Raw genomic sequence first — 16,081 nt, forward strand, 5'->3', positions numbered from 1 at the left:
GTTTCAGGCCATTTCCTGCTCGGTGCAGGCCTTGACCACTTGCTCGCGCAGCCAGGTGTTGGCGCTGTCCTGATCGACATTCTGGCTCCACTGCATGTCGAGACTGAAACCGGGCAAGCCGTTGGGCGCTTCGCAGTGATTGAAGATCGCGTCGTTGGCCAGCAATTGCTGGATACGCCGAGGCAGGGTCAGGATGAAGTCGGTGCCGGTGATCATCTTCAGTGCTGCGCTGTAGCTATTGGAACGCGCGACGATCTGCCGTTTTTGCGCCTGCTGCGCCAGCCAGCCGTCGACCATGTTGGTGGTGGAAGTCCAGGGGGTCGGGAACACGTGCCGGCGTTCAACAAAGGCTTGCAGGCTTAAACGCGGCTCCGGCGGTGTGGCGCGTTTATCGAAGACACAGACAAGGTCGTCCTCCAGCAGTATCCGGGATTTGAAATCACCGTGATTGCGATGAAAGTTCGGACCGAAGCAAATCACCAGGTCGAGGCTGCCGTCGCGTAGCTCTTCGGCCGGGATGTCGGTTTCAAACTTGTGCATGTTGACCATCACTGGCAGGTCGGCGAAATCGAAGCTTTTCAACAGACGCGGCAGGATCAACTGCTCGAAGTATTCCGGTGCGCAGATATTGAAGGTGACTGGTTGCAGGGTAGGGTCGAATGCTGGCGCACCGGCGTGACACAGATTGATGCTTTCGAGGATCTTCAGCACGTGGGCGTACATGGTGCTGGCTTTGTAGGTGGGGCGCATACCCGCACGGGTATTGATGAACAGTTCGTCTTCGAAGCTGGTGCGCAGCTTTTTCAGGCAGTAACTCACGGTGGACTGGCTGACGCAGAGCGCCTCGGATACACCGCTGACGCTGCTTTGCTCATACACGGCAATAAACACCATGAGGTCCTGCATATCGAGCTTTCTAAGCAAGTTACTGTTCAACATCTGTTCCGTCTCGCTGTGCTCCTTGCGCTGACTGTGCGCAAATTTGTGCGAGTGATCCTAACGGAACGATGGTGCCAGGAGAATGCCTTGTAGGAGTTTTCATGGAAAGTTGTAGGGCCGTTCCAGAGGCCTTCAGCCCTGAACGGCTGCAGGCACCCCGCGGCGGCTGGACATCAGCAGTGCCCACATACCGACTCCCACCAGCAGCGCGCCGATGATTTCCAGCGGCAGTGGCGACTGACGTAACCAGAACCAGTGAAACAATGTGAGGAACAGCGTGCTCAGGTAAATGTAGGAAATAACCGAGGACGGGGCGATAACGCCGATGGCCCGATGCAGCAGCCAGAAGGTCGCCAGCGTGGCGAACACCGCCAGGTAAATCAGCCACCAGAAATCGCTCACGGTCAGCAATGACGCCGATCGCCAGCCACCGCTGAATCCACAGAATGCCAGCAGAAACAGCGCGCCGAACAGCATGTTCCAGAAAGTCATGCCCACCGGGCCGCGACCCTTGAGGCTGCTGGCCTTGAGCCGTTGACTCAGGGGCGAGTAGAGCGCCATCGCCAGGCAACCGACGCCATACACCGACACTGCATACAACGAAGGCAGCTCACCAGGGCCTGCGCCTTTCAAAACCAGCAACACGGCCCCGGCAGCGGCAATCAGCATCGGCAGCACCCGCTGTTTCAGGTTGCTGTCGGGCATCAATACGGCTTCGAACAGCAATGTCAGCAGTGGCACCAAGGTGAACATCGTTCCGGTATTGACGGCCGAGGTGTAGCGCAATGCCTCGAACAGCGAGCCGAAATACACCGCCAGCAGCAAGCCGAGCGCGGCATGGCCGAACAGTCCGCGGGCGGTCATGGCGGTATCGCCCTTGAACAGCAGCAGCGGCAAAAATACCAGGGCGCAGAACAGCAGGCGCAAACCGGTCAGCAGGATCGGGTCGATGGCCTGACTGACCTGTGCTGCCGCAGAAAACGATGCAGCGATCAACAGTGCCCAGAGCAGCATGCCGACGTGAGCGGCGGCGAAACCGGTGTGTTTCATGATGTGAGTTCCAGGGTCAGCGAATGTGTTGGGCGTAATGCCGCGGATCGAAGCGTAAGACCATCAGGATCATCAGTGCCATAACGCCGGTCAGTGACCACCAGGCCCATTCGAAGCTACCGAGCTGATCGCGGATCAACCCGGCAATCAGCGGCGAGAGACCGGCGATCAGGTAGCCGATGCCTTGCACGAACGCGGTCAGGCCACCGGCACGCTGGGGATTGTCCAGATGATCCAGGGACACGATCAGGCTCATCGGGAACAGTCCGCCGATGCCGAGCCCCAACAGGCAGGGCCACAACAGGCTCAAGTGTTGCGGGCTGAGAATAAGCCCGCAGAAACCGGCCATGATCAGCGCCAGCAACACCACCAGCACCACGCGCCGGTCACGGCTGCGGTTGGCGATGGCCGGTGTCAGCAGGCCGGACAACACTTCCATGGCAGTCAAGAAACCCAGAAGCAGCCCGGCGTTTTGTTCGCTCCAACCCTTTTCCACGTAGTACGGCGCCAGCCAGGCCAGCACACAGGTGTAGGACGCCGTGCCCAGGCCGAAGAAGATGGCGAGTAACCAGGCGCGGGAATTGCCGAAGAAGGAGCCATTGCGCTGCGCCTGAGCAGGCTGCGCCGGCAGCCTTTCACGTTGCACGCACCAAAACAGCAACGCTACCAGCGCCAGCGCCGCCCAGATCGCCAGGCCTACGCGCCAGCTGCCGGTGCGGATCATCACCAGCGGTGCAAATGACGCCGCAATCGCTGCGCCGCCCATGATCGATGTGACGTAGAGCCCCATGCACACGGAAACGTTGTCGCTGAAGCGGGATTTGATCAGCGCCGGCATCAACGCCTGGATCAGCGCGATACCGATACCCGCCAGCACGGCGCTGAGGATCAGTTCGGCCGCTGAATCGAGGAACAACCGCGACACCGTGGCCACGCCGATGATCAGCAGCGAGAGCACCACGGTGCGTTGCTCGCCGATTCGTTGGCTGACGCTCAGCCCAAAGAACATCGCCAACCCCATCGCCATCACTGGCAGCATGGTCAACAGCGAGGCCAGGCTGAAACTCAGTGTTATGTCGCCGCGAATCGCCGACAGCAAAGGACCAACGGCGGCCATGGAAGGCCGCAGGTTCAGGGCGACAAGAATGATGCTGAGCATCAGCCAGAGAGCGGGGCGAGAGGTTGCGCGAACGTTTTCCATCTATCGGACCTTGAATGACAAGGAGCCGATTAGGCGCGCGAGGCCTGCGGGCCGCAAATCAGAAAGTCTGGAGTGGTATTTAGAAATTAAATAGTTCTGCTGCGACGCGAGCCCCAATGTGAATGTTTAGCCAGCCCACAACCAAAGTTCTTCAAATCCTGATTTAACGACTTAACCTCCCGTGTGACGCTGCGGGTCATCTGTTCTCTGCGGTTTTATCTATGGACGGTTGTCCCGTCGCACTTCCCTCCGAATTAGCCTTTTGGGCGCTGTGGCACTGCCGTCACGCGCGCCCGCCGGATTCCTGCATTTCCCGTTGATTGTTCTTACAGGTCCCGCGCCATGCGCCGGGATCAAAGCGGCGACGCCTGTGCGTTTGCCTGACGCGGAAATAAGAGAATTCCCATGAGTGTTGCCACGACATCTTTCGCCTCCAAGCAAGAAGCCCTGACCTTTCTGGAACAGAACCCGGATATCGAGATGTTCGAGTTGTTCATCCTCGACAACAACGGTGTACCTCGGGGCAAGTTGCTGCACCGCGATGAATTACTGGCGGTGTTCGAAAGCGGGCGGCCATTGCCGAGCACCATTCTTGGCCTGACCATCAACGGCGATGACGTGGAAAACTCCGGCCTGGTCTGGGACGTTGGCGATATCGACTGCCGGGCGTACCCGATCAGCGGCAGTTTGACGCGCATGCCCTGGCGGCTGATTCCTACGGCGGCGGTGCAGGTCAGCATGCACCCGAAGGAGGGCATGCCCGCGACGATTGCCGATCCACGGCATCTGCTGGCGAAAGTCATCGAGGGCTTGCAGGCCGACGGTTATTACCCGGTGATGGCGGCGGAGCTGGAGTTCTACCTGCTGGATCAGCAGCGCGACAGCAACGGTCGGCCGCAACCGGCGCGGGATGTCGATGGCGGGCGGCCGCGAGGGACTCAGGTCTACGGATTGCGTGAACTGGAACAGATCGAGCCGTTTCTGGCCGATCTCTACAGCGCCTGCAAACTCCAGGGCATTCCCGCGCGCACGGCGATTTCCGAATACGCGCCGGGGCAAGTGGAAATCACCCTCGAACACCGCACCGACGCCTTGCAGGCGATGGACGAAGCGGTGCGCTACAAACGACTGGTCAAAGGCGTGGCCCACAAACACGGGATGACGGCGTGCTTCATGGCCAAACCGTTCGATGACCTGGCGGGCACTGGCATGCACATGCACGTCAGCCTGGCGGACAAGGAGGGCAACAACCTGTTCGCCAGCGAAGCCCCGGACGGCACGCCTCTGCTCAAACAGGCGGTCGGCGGGATGCTCAGTACGTTGCTCGATTCGTTGCTGCTGTTCTGTCCGAACGCCAACTCTTACCGTCGCTTCCAGACCAACAGCTATGCGCCGCTGGCACCCACGTGGGGCGTGGACAATCGCACCGTGAGTTTGCGCGTGCCCGGCGGGCCGGCATTTTCCCGGCATATCGAACACCGCATCTGTGGCGCCGACGCCAACCCGTATCTGGCGGCTGCGGCGATTCTGGCCGGGATCCATCGCGGTATTCGCGAACAACTCGATCCTGGCGCGCCGGTGGAGGGCAATGGCTACGCCCAGGCCACGGAACTGTTGCCGACTGACTGGCTGACCACGTTGCGGGCACTGGAAGGTTCAAGCTGGGCTCGGGAAGCGTTCGGCGGTGAGTTCCTCGGCGTGTACCTGGCGGTAAAACGTGCCGAGTATCGACAGTTCATGGGCGAAGTCGGCGAGCAGGACTGGCGTTGGTATTTGAATCAAGCCTGAACAGAACCTGAACCATTCTCAAATAAATTGAGCGTTTTTGCCTCGTGCCATGAGCCAACTAATCGTTGGCTTCTTTTTCACAAAAAATTGATGGTTGGAAGCCTAAAATTAGTGACGTTGCGGCCAATGAAATTTTCACATTTGGCGAAGGCACTTTTATTCAGGAACAGCCGATCATCATGTTGAAGATTAAAGCCGTGCGCCCCGAGTGGGTGACACTGATTGCCAGCGCCTTTCTATTGGCAGGATTCAATTTAGTTCTCTGGCAACACCTGTTTGAAATCACGACCTCTGACGGTCAAGGCATCGTCATGCGTGTGGCATTCGGGGCGATGATCGTTGCTGCATTCAACATTGTGCTGACCCTGCTGGCGTTCCGGCCGCTAATGAAGCCCGTTTTGACGCTGATCTTTATGGTCAGTGCCAGCGTAGCGTACTTCATGGCTCAATATGGCGTGCTGATTGACACCGGCATGCTGCGTAACTTTGCGCAAACCAATGCGACGGAAGTGCGTGACTTGCTGTCGTTGAAGTTGCTTGTTTATATCCTTCTGTTGGGTGTCTTGCCATCGTTGTTATTGTGGCGGACCCCGGTTAATTACCGTCGCTGGCACCGTGAACTGTTAAGTAAAGCACTGGTATGTGTTGCGTCGGTTGCCGTGATCGGTGGCGTTGCACTGATTAACTATCAGGGCCTGTCTTCGTTGTTTCGCAATCATCATGAATTGCGCCTGATGGTCGTGCCAAGCAACTACATCGGTGCCTCTTTCGGCTTTCTGCGTGAGCAGGTCGCGTCTGCGCAGCAGCCCTTCGTCAAACTGGGTGAAGATGCCCAGCGAAATCCCGCCTGGCAAACCCATGAGCGCAAATCCCTGACCGTGCTGGTGGTGGGCGAAAGTGCCCGGGCCGAGAACTTCGGCGTCCTGGGGTATGACCGTGACACCACACCCAAACTGAGTAAAGAGGCCGGCCTGATCGCGTTCACCGACGTGCATTCCTGCGGGACGGAAACAGCGGTGTCGGTGCCGTGCATGTTCTCCGACATGGGCCGCAAGGATTACAACGCCAGCAAGGCAAAGAACCAGGAAGGCCTGCTGGACGTGCTCAAACGCGCGGGGCTCGACGTGATCTGGCGCGATAACCAATCGGGCTGCAAAGGCACTTGCGATCGGGTCACCCTCGACGACGTCAGTAACCTGAAAGACCCGGTGCTGTGTGCCAATAGCGAATGCCGCGATGAAATCCTGCTGCAGGGTTTGCAGCACTTCATCGATACCCTGGATAAAGACACGGTACTGGTGTTGCACCAGATGGGCAGTCACGGTCCGGAGTACTTCAAGCGCTACCCGAAAGAATACGAGCGCTTCACCCCGGTTTGTGAAAGTAACGCGCTGAACAATTGCAGTCGCGAAAGTATCGTCAATGGCTACGACAACACCCTGGTGTATACCGACCACGTGCTGTCCACCCTGATCGATTTGTTGCGTAACAATCAGGACAAAGTCGATACCGCGATGCTCTATCTGTCGGACCACGGCGAATCCCTGGGCGAGTACAACTTGTTCCTGCATGGCACGCCTTACATGCTGGCACCGGAACAACAAAAACATGTCGCGATGCTGGCCTGGTTTTCCGACAGCTATCAAAAGTCGTTCTCGGTGGACGCCAATTGCCTGCAACTGAGTCGCGACAAACCCTTGAGCCAGGACAACCTGTTCCATTCGATGCTCGGTCTGCTGGAGGTCCAGAGCAAGGTGTACAAGAAGAATCTGGATATGTTTGCTGGATGTCGTGGTGCGGTGAACGACGGCGTATTGGCCACAGAGTGAGTACCTCAACCTTTTTCCATGCCCCGGTCGCTAACGTGCGGCCAGCAGAGTTTCCCCCGAGAGCCATTGCACATGTCCGCTCAACCCCCATCTGCCATCGAGCTTGAGATCGCCCGGCGCTACGATCAGGAGCACGCCCGCGTCTGTCTTCAGCCGCGACCGCGTGGCCTGGCCGGGCGGTTGACGTTCTGGCGTGACGAGCAATTGGTGCGCAACGCGCTCAAGGCTGCCGGCGAACCGGGTCTGGTTCTTGATTTGGCTTGCGGTGTCGGGCGCTTCTGGCCGGTACTGGCCGAGCATGCCAACCGGGTGATCCTCGCGGCCGACCCGTCGCAGGACATACTCGATCATGCCCGTACCCACCATCCGCAGAGTTTGCTGGAGCGGGTCAAAACCTTTCAGAGTTCGGCGTTTACCATCGGCTTGTCGGCGAATGCGGTTGACTGCATTTTTTGCATGCAACTGTTTCAGCACCTCACCTGCCCCGAGCATCGCTTGGCCGTGCTCAAGGAGTTCCATCGGGTCAGTCGCGATACGGTGATTGTGGCGGTACGGGTCGATGCTCATTTCAAAGGTCGGCGCACGGATGCACAGGGTGCTCCGGCCCGACCGTTGGCCAGCAAGGCCGACGTCGAAGCCGAGTTCAAGCGCGCAGGTTTGCGCTTGCTCAGTCATCAGGACTTCCTGCCCGGCTGTGCGCGGATGCGCGTCTACGTACTGCGTAAGGCCGGCTAGTCTCCGCTTGTCAGACATTTCTTGCTGTTTTGCAGGCGTTTTCGCTAAAGCTCTTGTTCAGTGAATGCGCGGAAATCGCCGGGGGCGATATATACTGCGCGCCATTCTTCAAGGGAGAGCCGTGTGGCCATCGATATTCACTGGATTCGCGACAACGATAGCCTCGGTCAGTTTTGCGCCGAGTGGCAGCAGCTGCCATTCGTTGCCCTCGACACCGAATTCATGCGGGTCGACACCTTTTATCCGATTGCAGGCCTGCTGCAGATCGGCGATGGCGTACGCGCTTACCTGATTGACCCGCTGAGCATCGATAACTGGCAGCCACTGGCCGCGTTGCTGGAAAACCCGGCCGTGATCAAAGTCGTCCATGCGTGTAGCGAAGACCTCGAAGTCCTGCTGCGTCTGACCGGCAGCCTGCCGGCGCCACTGTTCGACACTCAGTTGGCCGCCGCTTACCTGAACCTGGGTTTTTCCATGGGCTATTCGCGGCTGGTGCAGGAAGTGCTCGGCATCGACCTGCCCAAGGGCGAGACCCGTTCCGACTGGCTGCAACGTCCACTTTCCGACACCCAAATCAGCTACGCCGCCGAAGATGCTTTGCACTTGGCGGAGGTTTTCGTACAGCTTCGTCCGAAGCTGTCTGACGACAAGTACGCCTGGGTCCTGGAAGACGGCGCCGAGCTGGTGGCCAACCTGCGCCGCGAAGTTGATCCGTATGAGGTCTATCGCGAAGCCAAGCTGGCCTGGAAGCTCTCCCGCGCCCAACTCGCCGTGTTGCGTGAACTGTGCGCCTGGCGCGAGCGCGAGGCCCGCGCCCGTGATCTGCCGCGCAACCGCATCGTGCGTGAGCATTCGCTGTGGCCACTGGCGCGGACTCAGCCGGACAACCTCGGCGCGCTGGCGAAAATCGAAGACATGCACCCGCGTACCGTGCGTCAGGACGGCGAATTTCTGCTTGATCTGATCAAACGCTCTGGCAGTGTGTCGCCTGATCAATGGCCGCCTGCGGTGCCGGAGCCTTTGCCGGTGGACGCCGCCACGCTGGTCAAACAGCTGCGTGCGATCGGCCAGGCCGAAGCCGAGCGCCTGAACATTGCGCCGGAGCTGATGCTGCGCAAGAAAACCCTGGAAGCGCTGCTCAAGAGCGGCTACCCCAACGGTCCTTACCAATTGCCTGATTCGCTGCGTGGCTGGCGCCGCGAATTGATGGGCCAGGCGCTGCTCGACAGCCTGGCCACCGCCGGAGAACAGCCTTGAAACGTATTTGCTCCATTTATCGAAGCTTGAAGAAAAACGAGATGTACCTCTATGTGCTCAAAAGCGATGCACTGGAGCGCGTCCCGGAAAGTCTGATGGCCGCCTTCGGCAAACCGCATCACGCCTTTGACCTGGTGCTGACCCCCGAGCGCAAACTGTCGCGCGAGGACATCACCGTGGTGCTGGAAAACCTTGAGAAGCAGGGTTACCACTTGCAAATGCCGCCGGCCGAAGACGAGTACATCGAACACTTGCCGGAAGAATTGCTGCGCCGCAACGATCCGATGTGACCGGCAGACAGGCTCTGTTCAGAGCCTTTATGAAACACTGGAATGATTTTGGCGATGGCCAGGGCGATGGAGTGATACTCCGTCGGCGGCCGTCTGCACTGTTTTTGAAAGGTTTGAACCATGCGCGTTCTGATTGCTGAACACGACCACCCGGTGTACGCCCAGCTGTTGCGTCAAGCAGCGCCCGACCTGGAAGTGCTGACCAGCGGCGACTCCGCCGAACTGGCCAGCCAGGCCGCTGATTGTCCGATCTGGCTCGGTCAGCCGGACTTGCTGGCGACCTTGCTGCGTCAGGGCCACGAGCCACAATGGCTGCAATCGACCTGGGCGGGCATTACACCGCTGCTGGCCGATGGCTTGCCACGTCACTATCGCCTGACTCGGGCGGTGGGGATTTTTGGTCAGGTCATGGCCGAATACGTGCTGACCTACATGCTCGGCCACGAGCGCGAAGTGCTGCCGCGGCTGGTCAGCCAGGTCGAGCGCAAATGGGACAGTCGCCAGGGCCAAAGTCTGGCTGGGCGCAAAGTATTGATCGTCGGCACCGGTGACATCGGCCAGACCGTGGCGCAGTTCCTTGTGCCGTTTGGTGTCGAGTTGTACGGCATCGCCAGCGAAGCCCGCGAGCAGGCGCCGTTTACCGAAGTCGGGGCGCTGGCTGATCTGCCGCGTCTGGTGGGTGAAGTGGATTACGTGATCAATCTGCTGCCCAATACGCCGAACACCCACGACCTGTACGACGCGGCGCTGTTCAAGCAGTTCAAGCCGACCGGGTTGTTCATCAACGTCGGGCGCGGCGTGGCAGTGGTCGATGCGGACCTGGTGGAGGCCTTGAAAGAAGGGCATCTGGCCGGTGCGGTGATCGACGTCTGCCGTCAGGAGCCGCTGCCGCAACGTCATCCGTTCTGGACCGCTTGGGGCTTGCTGCTGACCGGCCACAGCTCGGCACCGACCTCGCCAGCGATGATGGTGAAACTGTTTGTCGAGAACCTGCGGGCGTATCAGGCGGGTGAGGCGTTGCGCGGGGAAGTGGATTTCAATCGCGGCTACTGAGCCAACCACTTACTTGAATATTGTGCAAAACCTGTGGGAGCGAGCCTGCTCGCGAAAGCGGTCTATCAGTCAACAGTGATGTTGAATGTGACGGCCCCTTCGCGAGCAGGCTCGCTCCCACATTGGTTTTTCGGTGTGGCTTAGAGGGTGAAGTCGCCTTCAGCAGCGAGCTCGCTCAGCGGACGACGCGGGCTTGGCTCTTCGCGCGCTTGCAGGTAGTCCGCCAGCGTCGCCTTGTCGCCCAGTTTGCCCACCGCTACCGCCGCGTGCAGCGCATAACCCTCGGGAATGTTCAGCTCCTTGCGGGTCAGCTCCTGGTCGAAACCGGCCATGCCGTGGGTGTGCCAGCCGCTGATGCTCGCTTGCAGCGCCAGATGGCCCCAAGCGGAACCGGTGTCGAAGGTGTGCCACAAGGCCGGGGTTTCTTCAGTGGCGCCAGGTACCGCGAAGGTGGTTTTCGAGATCACGATCACCAGTGCCGAGGCGTGTTGTGCCCAGCTGCGGTTGAATTCGTTCAGCAGCCCCAGATAGCGCTCCCAGTTTGGCGTGTCGCGACGCGCATACAGAAACCGCCAAGGCTGCGAGTTGTAGGCCGATGGCGCCCAGCGTGCAGCTTCGAAGAAGCTCAGCAGGGTTTCTTCGGAGATCGCTTCGCCGGTGAAGGCGCGGGGCGACCAGCGGTCGGTGAACTGAGGGTGGATGGCATAGTCGGCAACGCGTGGATTAGCACTCATCAGGAGATTCCTTGCTACGTTTGAAGGTGTGGGGCGATGCAAAACCCTACTGGGCGGCGCAATAACTGACAAGCTCGTTCTACCGGCAGTCGCCAACGCTTGGCCCACAAGGGCCTTGGCACTAGACTGGCGGCCTTTTCACCACCTGATGTTGATGCTTGAGCCATGGCCGCCAAAGTCGAACCGTTCTGGATACGCAAAACCCTCGATCAACTCGATCAAGAGGAATGGGAATCGCTGTGCGACGGCTGTGGCCTGTGCTGCCTGCAAAAGCTCGAAGATGAAGACGACAACAGCGTCTATTACACGCGTATCGCCTGCAAACTGCTGGACCTGAAAACCTGTCAGTGCACCGATTACCCGAACCGCCGCGATTTCGTCCCCGACTGCATCCAGCTCACACCGGGCAAGGCTGACGAATTCAAATGGTTGCCACCGACCTGCGGCTATCGACTGGTCAGCGAAGGCAAGGACCTGCCGCTTTGGCACCATCTGGTGTGCGGTGATCGCGATGCGGTGCACCACGAACGTATTTCCCAGTCCGGGCGCATGCTCGCCGAAGGCAGCGTGGCCGAAGACGATTGGGAAGACCATCTGATTTTTCGGGCGGGTTAAACGCCAAGCGTATTAACGTTTCACGAAGGAGTGTGTATGGCTGTGGGATTGCGGCTGGCGTTGGCCTTTGGGCTTTTGGCCCTGAGTTCGCCCGTGTGGGCGGCGAAGAAGGTTGATCTGGATTACCACGTGCGCCTGTTGCCGCAAAGCGATCAGGCCGAAGTGCGGCTGACTCTGGCTCAGGGTTCTGCGGTGCGCAGTCTGGATTTCGATCTGGGCGATGGCAGCCACTACAGCGATTTCAAGGCCGACGGCCAATGGCAGCTCACGCCGGGCAAGCAGGCCCGTGGTGTCTGGCGTCCGGCCGCCGACAAGGCCAGCCTGACCTACCGCGTACGCATCAGCCACGGACGCAAGAGCGGCAGCTTCGATACGCGCATGACCCCGACCTGGGCGCTGATGCGCGGCGACGATCTGGTGCCGGCAGCCAAACTCGATCAGCAGGACGGCATTGAGCTGGTCTCACGCCTTGAATTCGAATTGCCCACCGGCTGGAAAAGCGTTGAAACTGCCTGGCCGCGAATCGGCAAGAACAAATTCCGGATCGATAACGTCTCTCGCTTGTTCGACCGGCCCACCGGCTGGATGCTCGCCGGCCACCTCGGCAGCCGTCGCACGCGGCTTGGGGAAACCGAAGTCACCGTCGCCTCGCCTCAGGGCCAAGGCATGCGCCGCATGGATGTGCTGACACTGTTGACCTTTGTCTGGCCGCAAGTGCAGGCGGTGTATCCCCGTCATCCCGTCAAACTGTTGATTGTCGGCGCCAACGACCCGATGTGGCGCGGCAGCCTGGGCGCGCACGAATCGATCTATCTGAACACCCGTCTGCCGCTGGTCAGCGAAAGCGGTACCAGTGCGCTGGTGCGGGAATTGGCGCAGGTGTTCGGACGGATCAACGATCAGCAGCGCAGTGACTGGATCAGCGAAGGGTTTGCCGAGTATTACGCCATCGAACTGGTGCGTCGCGCCGGCGGCATGAGTGATGAGCGGTATGAGAGTTTGCAAAAGAAGTTGGCCAAGGACAGCCAGAACGTCACGACCTTGCGCGCTGAGCAGGTCAGCCCGGCGCAGGTGTCAAAAGCGGTCGTGTTATTGCAGGAACTGGATCGCGAGATTCGCCTGAAGACCCGCAACAAGCGTTCGCTGGATGATGTGTTGCGCGGGGCGATACATCTGGAGAGCGTGGATACCAAGGAGTTTGTTCAGCTTGCGGAAAGCGTTATTGGCGAGTCTTCCAAGGTCCTTGATACCGAATTGCTTCAGTAACACCGCCTTCGCGAGCAAGCTCGCTCCCACAGGTGACCGCATTCCAATATGGGAGCGACGGTGCGACGATTCGACCTGCTCGCGAAGAGGCCTTAAGCCTCAATGAAAATCTCGGGTTAAACCCCGGTTTTCGGCGACTTCAACGAATCATTACCGGTCACGGTAGCGGTATTGGTCGCCGCTTCAGCATTCGCCTTCAACCGGTTCAACTCTTCACCCGCCCGCTGAATCTTCGCCCGCCCGTTGTTCATGTCCTGACGGCTTTTCTCCAGCAGGCTTTTCGCCGAACTGTGCCCGGTAATACCACGCGCCAGGGCCACACCGCCGATCGCCACTTGAATCAACCCGAACACACCACCGCGACGCAGGCCCTTGCCGACCATCACCACGCCGCCGGCCAGGGAACCGATGCGCTCCCAACCCTGCACGTTCTGCTCAGTGTGAGTCTGGAACGGGGTCGATTCGATGCGTTCTACGCGTTTGAGTTCGCTCATGATCTGTCTCCTGGCTGGAATGACGCTTCAAGAATAGATAATCAAGAATAGATAATTAAGCTGACTGCCGAGGCGGGCGGCTTGTTCCATCGGATGTACGCTGAATCAGCGAAATTTCGCCCCGGACCGGGTGTTGAGTCCCTTGGACATGCGGTCATAGAGCACGACGTTGACGGTGGCCGCCAGGTTCATGCAACCGGTGGTCGGGATGTAGACCACGTCTTCGCACCAGTCGCGAATCTCTTTATCCAGCGAGCCGTCTTCCGGGCCGAAGATGTACAGCGCGCGGTCCGGGTGTGTGTATTCCGGCAGCGAACGGGCGCCGTCCACCAATTCCACAGCAACCGGCACGCAGCCCAGCGGCAGGATTTTTTTCAGGTCGTCGATGCCGATCAGCGGAATGTCGTAGTGGACACGCTTGGTGTCGGTGACGAAGTCGGCGGCGCGTTCATAACGTTTGCCGGTATAGAACACGGACGCCACGCCATAGCAGCCAGCGGCGCGCATCACCGAACCGACGTTCTCCGGTGATTTGGGGTTATACAAACCAATGCAGCTGTACCGTTTGTCTGCCACGAGCGGGTGCCTTCGGGGAAAAAACGGCGATTATACGGGGATTGGGGGAGGGTGGTCAGTTTGTAGATTGGTGGTGTCTGGTCAGCCGCCTTCGCGAGCAAGCTCGCTCCCACATTTGATCTCTGGTGTTCACAAATACTGTGTTCACAGAAGATCCCCTGTGGGAGCGAGCTTGCTCGCGATGAGGCCAGTCAAGGCACTGAAGATCTTCAGTCTTCCTTCTTCATCAGGCCGGCCAACGCGGCAAACGGGTTATGCGTCGCCTTGGCGATTTTCGGCGAGCTCAGCGAGCCTTCACCGAAATACTGTTGATCGGTGTACCGCGAGTGTTCGTTGTCGTGGCAATACAGGCACAACAATTCCCAGTTCGAGCCGTCCTGAGGGTTGTTGTCGTGATTGTGGTCGCGGTGGTGCACGGTCAGTTCGCTCAGGCGCTTGCCGGAAAACTCACGGGCGCAGCGGCCGCACACGTGCGGGTACATTTTCAGGGCCTTGTCGCGGTAACCCATTTCCTTGTCGCGCTGGTTGTCGGCAAGGATGCGGTCCAGTTTCGACGTGTTGGTCGGTGGCGTTGACGAACTCATGGGTTCACCTTTGTAAAAAGACTAATGACGGTATTAAGCGCAGTTTAGCTCAGCCCTTGAGCTTCTCGGCAATCCAGATGGTGTGGCGGGTACCTTTGTTGCCATGGGCGAAGACCTGGACTTCCTCGGCCTTGAAGCCGGCCTTCTTCAGTTTGTCGGAAAACTGTCGGTCAGCGCTCGCGGACCAGACGGCCAACACGCCTTTGGGCCGCAGGGCCTTGGCGCAGGCGCTCAGGCCGCCGGCGGAGTAGAGCCAGCTGTTGGCCTTCTGGGTCAGGCCTTCGGGGCCGTTGTCGACGTCGAGCATGATCGCGTCGAAACCTTGCGGCTCGGCTTGCAGGACTTTGGCCACGTCTTCCATGCGGATTACGGTGCGCGGGTCCAGCAGCGGGTTCCCGGCTTTCTCGCCCAGCGGTCCACGGTTCCACTCCACCACACCCGGCACCAGTTCGGCGACCACCACTTCAGCGGTCTTGCCCAGATGCTTGAGGGCCGAGGCGAGGGTGAAGCCCATGCCCAGGCCGCCGATCAGCACGCGCGAATTCGGCCGACCGGCCACTTTACGGCACGGGATCTCCGCCAGAGCGTCTTCCGAGCCGTGCATGCGGGTGTTCATCAGTTGCCCGCCGTCGCCGCCCTGGATCTTGATGACGAAATCCTCGCCGTATTCGAACAGGCACAAGGCACCGCCATTTTCAGGAATTGGAGTGGTGTCGAGCAGAACGAAACGTTTCATGGGGCTCACTTGAGGAGAAATTGGCATAAGAGGGAGAAGGCAAACACGCGCAGTTGGGAGTAGCCTGCAAAAAGACAACAAGGCCAACGGAGCCATTGATGAAGCGCACCATTCTAACGGTCATTGCCTTGGCCGCGCTCTCGATAACTGCAGTGCAGGCCCAGCAGTTGCAAACCATTCCGACCAGCCCTGCGTCGCTGCCCGGTTCGCCCGGCACCGCGACACCGACACCGTACCCGCAAATCACCCCGACCAGCGTGCCCAAGGTCGGCCCCGGCAGTGGCGGCCCGCCGCTGGTGCCGATCGAGATGCCCAGTCCTCCGACCAAGGATCAACCGTTGCCGGGCCTTGAGCCAAACAGCACGAAGATCAAGTCACCCGGCGGTTAAACCTGCTGCGAGAGCAGTTGCCCATCGGCCATGCGCAAGCGTTTGGAGAGGGAGACGGCGAGGGCGCGGATGATTTTGGCGGCGATTTTCGGCGCATCGTTGAGCATCTTTTCCAGCGAGTCCTTGCCCAGATTGAGCAACTGACAATTGCTCGCGGCCACGCAACTGGCCGAGCGGCGTTCGCCGTCGAGTACGGCCATTTCGCCGAACGCCCGACCGCTGCGTAACGTGGCCATGGTCACCAGGTGCCCGTCGCTGTTGGTTTTCTGCACCGCCACCTGGCCGGTGTGGATGATGCACATGAAGCTGCCGGCATCGCCCTCATGGAAAATCTCTTCGCCCTGAGCAATGGTGCTGATGCTGAAGTAACCCGAGGCCGCGGCGAAGTCCGCCGGCAGCAGTTGATCGAACAGGCCACAGTCCATCAGCCAGTCGCGAATTTCGTTGTTCAGTAAGGTCGGTTCTGACATGTCGTCACGGTCTTTTTCTTGTGTTTGTTGCTGTTCCGGATCTGCAATCCACCACAAATCCCTTGTGGGAGCGGG

Annotated in this window: 18 protein-coding genes; 9 read left to right on the plus strand and 9 right to left on the minus strand. The window is 59.5% G+C overall.

Annotation, left to right across the window (positions count from 1 at the left end; translation table 11 throughout):
• Positions 1–3: 3 nt before the first annotated feature.
• The 3 genes from ACYZTZ_RS04290 to ACYZTZ_RS04300 all read right to left on the minus strand — a co-directional run bounded on the left by ACYZTZ_RS04290 (position 4) and on the right by ACYZTZ_RS04300 (position 3,190).
• Complete coding sequence (locus tag ACYZTZ_RS04290; protein WP_461997326.1) at positions 4–939, minus strand: LysR family transcriptional regulator; 936 nt, start codon at positions 937–939, stop codon at positions 4–6.
• 132 nt (positions 940–1,071) lie between these two features.
• Positions 1,072–1,989: a DMT family transporter gene (locus tag ACYZTZ_RS04295; protein ID WP_461997327.1), complete on the minus strand. Its 918-nt coding sequence runs from the start codon at positions 1,987–1,989 to the stop codon at positions 1,072–1,074.
• Positions 1,990–2,005: 16 nt separating this feature from the next.
• Entirely contained in the window at positions 2,006–3,190 is a 1,185-nt protein-coding gene (locus ACYZTZ_RS04300; protein WP_461997328.1) for a cyanate transporter, read from the minus strand.
• Between the two features lie 405 nt (positions 3,191–3,595).
• On the opposite strand from ACYZTZ_RS04300, the gene ACYZTZ_RS04305 reads away from it, so the two are divergent.
• The 6 genes from ACYZTZ_RS04305 to ACYZTZ_RS04330 all read left to right on the plus strand — a co-directional run bounded on the left by ACYZTZ_RS04305 (position 3,596) and on the right by ACYZTZ_RS04330 (position 10,142).
• A complete protein-coding gene (locus tag ACYZTZ_RS04305) occupies positions 3,596–4,978 on the plus strand; it encodes a glutamine synthetase family protein (protein ID WP_461997329.1) in 1,383 nt (460 codons plus the stop codon).
• Between the two features lie 179 nt (positions 4,979–5,157).
• The gene (locus tag ACYZTZ_RS04310) at positions 5,158–6,807 is read left to right on the plus strand and encodes a phosphoethanolamine transferase (protein WP_461997330.1); all 1,650 of its coding nucleotides are present in this window, start codon (positions 5,158–5,160) and stop codon (positions 6,805–6,807) included.
• Positions 6,808–6,879: 72 nt separating this feature from the next.
• Complete coding sequence (locus ACYZTZ_RS04315; RefSeq protein ID WP_461997331.1) at positions 6,880–7,542, plus strand: class I SAM-dependent methyltransferase; 663 nt, start codon at positions 6,880–6,882, stop codon at positions 7,540–7,542.
• 123 nt (positions 7,543–7,665) lie between these two features.
• Complete coding sequence (gene rnd / locus ACYZTZ_RS04320) at positions 7,666–8,799, plus strand: ribonuclease D (RefSeq protein WP_461997332.1); 1,134 nt, start codon at positions 7,666–7,668, stop codon at positions 8,797–8,799.
• On the plus strand, positions 8,796–9,089 hold the full coding sequence (locus ACYZTZ_RS04325; protein WP_007898694.1) for a YcgL domain-containing protein: 294 nt from the start codon (positions 8,796–8,798) through the stop codon (positions 9,087–9,089). Before rnd ends, ACYZTZ_RS04325 begins: the two co-directional genes overlap by 4 nt.
• 120 nt (positions 9,090–9,209) lie before the next feature.
• Positions 9,210–10,142 carry a D-2-hydroxyacid dehydrogenase gene (locus tag ACYZTZ_RS04330; RefSeq protein ID WP_461997333.1) on the plus strand — a complete coding sequence of 311 codons (933 nt, stop codon included), beginning with the start codon at positions 9,210–9,212 and terminating at the stop codon, positions 10,140–10,142.
• A 140-nt stretch (positions 10,143–10,282) separates the two neighbouring features.
• Here the strand turns inward: ACYZTZ_RS04330 and ACYZTZ_RS04335 are convergent, their stop codons facing one another.
• On the minus strand, positions 10,283–10,876 hold the full coding sequence (locus ACYZTZ_RS04335; RefSeq protein WP_461997334.1) for a nitroreductase family protein: 594 nt from the start codon (positions 10,874–10,876) through the stop codon (positions 10,283–10,285).
• A 165-nt stretch (positions 10,877–11,041) separates the two neighbouring features.
• Between ACYZTZ_RS04335 and ACYZTZ_RS04340 the strand changes: the two genes are divergently transcribed.
• Together ACYZTZ_RS04340 and ACYZTZ_RS04345 are read left to right on the plus strand one after the other, a co-directional pair.
• The gene (locus ACYZTZ_RS04340; protein WP_007898698.1) at positions 11,042–11,491 is read left to right on the plus strand and encodes a YcgN family cysteine cluster protein; all 450 of its coding nucleotides are present in this window, start codon (positions 11,042–11,044) and stop codon (positions 11,489–11,491) included.
• A gap of 36 nt (positions 11,492–11,527) precedes the next feature.
• Positions 11,528–12,757 carry a hypothetical protein gene (locus ACYZTZ_RS04345; RefSeq protein ID WP_461997335.1) on the plus strand — a complete coding sequence of 410 codons (1,230 nt, stop codon included), beginning with the start codon at positions 11,528–11,530 and terminating at the stop codon, positions 12,755–12,757.
• Positions 12,758–12,873: 116 nt separating this feature from the next.
• On the opposite strand, the gene ACYZTZ_RS04350 is transcribed toward ACYZTZ_RS04345, so the two are convergent.
• The 4 genes from ACYZTZ_RS04350 to ACYZTZ_RS04365 form a co-directional block, all read right to left on the minus strand.
• Positions 12,874–13,251, minus strand: a complete 378-nt coding sequence (locus ACYZTZ_RS04350; protein WP_461997336.1) for a YgaP family membrane protein — start codon at positions 13,249–13,251, stop codon at positions 12,874–12,876.
• Positions 13,252–13,356: 105 nt separating this feature from the next.
• Complete coding sequence (locus tag ACYZTZ_RS04355; RefSeq protein WP_007944014.1) at positions 13,357–13,827, minus strand: RNA methyltransferase; 471 nt, start codon at positions 13,825–13,827, stop codon at positions 13,357–13,359.
• Between the two features lie 209 nt (positions 13,828–14,036).
• Positions 14,037–14,411, minus strand: a complete 375-nt coding sequence (locus tag ACYZTZ_RS04360) for a YajD family HNH nuclease (RefSeq protein WP_157712199.1) — start codon at positions 14,409–14,411, stop codon at positions 14,037–14,039.
• A gap of 49 nt (positions 14,412–14,460) precedes the next feature.
• A complete protein-coding gene (locus tag ACYZTZ_RS04365) occupies positions 14,461–15,147 on the minus strand; it encodes a spermidine synthase (protein WP_007898703.1) in 687 nt (228 codons plus the stop codon).
• Between the two features lie 98 nt (positions 15,148–15,245).
• Between ACYZTZ_RS04365 and ACYZTZ_RS04370 the strand changes: the two genes are divergently transcribed.
• Entirely contained in the window at positions 15,246–15,536 is a 291-nt protein-coding gene (locus ACYZTZ_RS04370) for a hypothetical protein (RefSeq protein ID WP_461997337.1), read from the plus strand.
• Here ACYZTZ_RS04370 and ACYZTZ_RS04375 read toward each other — a convergent pair.
• Positions 15,533–16,006: a cyclic nucleotide-binding domain-containing protein gene (locus tag ACYZTZ_RS04375; protein ID WP_033053557.1), complete on the minus strand. Its 474-nt coding sequence runs from the start codon at positions 16,004–16,006 to the stop codon at positions 15,533–15,535. The genes ACYZTZ_RS04370 and ACYZTZ_RS04375 overlap by 4 nt on opposite strands.
• Between the last annotated feature and the right edge of the window lie 75 nt (positions 16,007–16,081).

This window comes from Pseudomonas sp. LB3P58 (genome assembly GCF_054897895.1).